This window comes from Komagataeibacter kakiaceti JCM 25156, from assembly GCF_000613305.1.
Genome location: NZ_BAIO01000347.1, coordinates 1 through 2,541 on the forward strand (window position 1 = coordinate 1; position 2,541 = coordinate 2,541).

The following is a 2,541-nucleotide window of genomic DNA, read 5'->3' on the forward strand; positions in this document are numbered from 1 at the left end:
CGACAGGTAGTCCCCCGTCAGGCTGGCGGGGTTGGCCGCGACTTCCGCCGGGGTGCCCGCGGCCACGATATGGCCGCCATTCACCCCGGCCCCCGGCCCCATGTCGATCAGCCAGTCGGCGGCGCGGATCGCGTCCTCATCATGCTCGACCACGATGAGCGTGTTGCCCAGTTTCTTGAGCCGGTCCAGCGTGCCCAGCAGGCGCTCGTTATCGCGCTGGTGCAGGCCGATGGAGGGTTCATCCAGCACGTACAGCACCCCGGTCAGGCCGGAGCCGATCTGGCTGGCCAGCCGGATGCGCTGGCTCTCCCCGCCCGAAAGCGTGGCCGACCCGCGTGAAAGCGTCAGGTAATCCAGCCCCACATCATCCAGAAAGCGCAGGCGGTCGAGGATTTCACGCAATATGCGGTGCGCGATCTCGGCGCGCTGGGGCGTAAGCGTGGCCTCCACCGTGCCGAACCATTCCAGCGCCCGGCTGATCGGCATATCCGACGCCTGCGCGATGTTCATGCCCGCCACCCGCACGGACAGGGCCTCGGGCCGCAGGCGCGCGCCGTCACACACATGGCAGGGCTTTTCGGACTGGTAGCGCGACAGTTCCTCACGCACCCATGCGCTGTCGGTTTCCGCCATGCGTCGGCGCAGGTTGGTCACGACGCCCTCGAATGGCTTGGTCAGGCTGTAGCTGCGCCGCTCGTCGCGATAGGTGAACTCGATCGGGTCTTTCCCGCCCTCCAGGATCACATCGCGCACGCCTTCGGGCAGGTCTTCCCACGGGGTGTCCATCGACACGCCGTAATGCGCCGCGATGGCGGCGAGGGTCTGGGTGTAGTACGGGCTCTGGCTGCTGCGCCACGGGGCGATGGCCCCGGCGCCCAGCGAGAGCGATTCGTCAGGCACGATCAGGCGGGGATCGAAAAATGTTTCCTGCCCGATCCCGTCACAGGCGGGGCAGGCCCCCTGCGGCGCGTTGAAGGAGAACAGGCGCGGCTCGACCTCCTCCAGCGTGAAACCGCTGACGGGGCAGGCGAAGCGGGAGGAAAACACCGTGCGGGGCGGCTCACTGCCCTCGGGCGCGTTCTTCACCACATCCTCGGCATAGACCAGACCGTCGGACAGGCCGAGCGCGGTCTCGAAACTGTCCGCCAGGCGGCTTTCGATTCCTTCCTTCACCACCACGCGGTCCACCACGGCCTCCACCGTGTGGCGCAGGCGGCGGTTGAGATCCGGCACCTCCTCGATGGTGTAGAGCGTGCCATCCACCTTGACGCGCGTGAAACCCTTGCGCTGGAGTTCCGCCAGTTCCTTTTTGCACTCGCCCTTGCGGTCGCGCAGCACCGGGGCCAGCAGCATGAGGCGCGTGCCCTCGGGCATGGCCATGACACGGTCCACCATCTGGCTGATCGTCTGCGCCTCGATCGGCAGGCCGGTGGCGGGGGAATAGGGCACGCCCGCGCGCGCCCACAGCAGGCGCATGTAGTCATGCACCTCCGTCACCGTGCCGACAGTGGAACGGGGATTCCTGGATGTGGTCTTCTGCTCGATGGAAATGGCGGGGGACAGCCCCTCGATCGAATCGACATCGGGCTTGCCCATCAGTTCAAGGAACTGCCGCGCATAGGCCGAAAGACTTTCCACGTAGCGGCGCTGCCCTTCGGCATAGATGGTGTCGAAGGCGAGCGACGACTTGCCCGACCCCGAAAGCCCGGTCATGACCGTCAGCGCGTCACGGGGAATGTCGACATCCACGTTTTTCAGGTTATGCGCCCGCGCGCCCCGCACGCGGATTGACTGCTGGCTGACATGCTGGCCCGCCGGAACCTGCGCCGGGCGTGAAGAAATACTCATGAACTCTCCCTGTTCCGTTCCCCATGGGGAACCGGATGCCGCCCGGCATCGCATGCCGGCTGGTCCCATATCTGGCTTCCCCCACCCGCCACGACAAGGCCCGCGGGCCATATCGCGCATACGATGCGGGCCTGCCTTGCGCGCGCCCTCGCATTGAGGCGGAGTTTCCTGTAGGATCGCCGCGCATATCCGCGACGGCCGCCAGCAGGTGGCCCGGGCGGCTCCCGGCAGGGCTCCGGCCCGCATCTGCCGGTCCCGATACTCGAACTGCAGCAGGACAGCATATGGCGGGCAGCGTCAACAAGGTCATTCTCGTGGGCAATCTGGGCAAGGACCCGGAGGTCCGCACCAGCCAGAACGGGGCGAAGATCGTCTCGCTCACGCTGGCGACCAGCGATACATGGAATGACCGCGCATCGGGCGAACGCCGCGAGCGGACCGAATGGCACCGGGTGGTGATCTTCAACGAACGCATTGGCGACGTGGCCGAGCGGTTCCTGCGCAAGGGCCGCAAGGTCTATCTGGAAGGCTCGCTCCAGACCCGCAAATGGACCGACCAGAGCGGTCAGGACCGCTACACGACCGAAGTGGTGGTGGACCGCTTCCGTGGCGATCTGGTGCTGCTGGACAGCAACCGTGGCGGCGGCGGCGATGACGACGCGGGCGGCGGTTACGGCGGTGGAAGCTATGGCG

2 protein-coding genes are annotated in these 2,541 nt (G+C 66.8%); one reads left to right on the forward strand and one right to left on the reverse strand.

Annotated elements, in window-relative coordinates:
* Positions 1 to 1,848, reverse strand: a 1,848-nt coding sequence (gene uvrA, locus JCM25156_RS13550) for an excinuclease ABC subunit UvrA (protein WP_025813503.1), incomplete at its 3' end; no start/stop codon positions are given.
* Positions 1,849 to 2,132: 284 nt separating this feature from the next.
* Here uvrA and ssb point away from each other — a divergent pair.
* The coding region (gene ssb / locus JCM25156_RS13555) for a single-stranded DNA-binding protein (protein WP_025813504.1) at positions 2,133 to 2,541 on the forward strand (409 nt) is incomplete at its 3' end.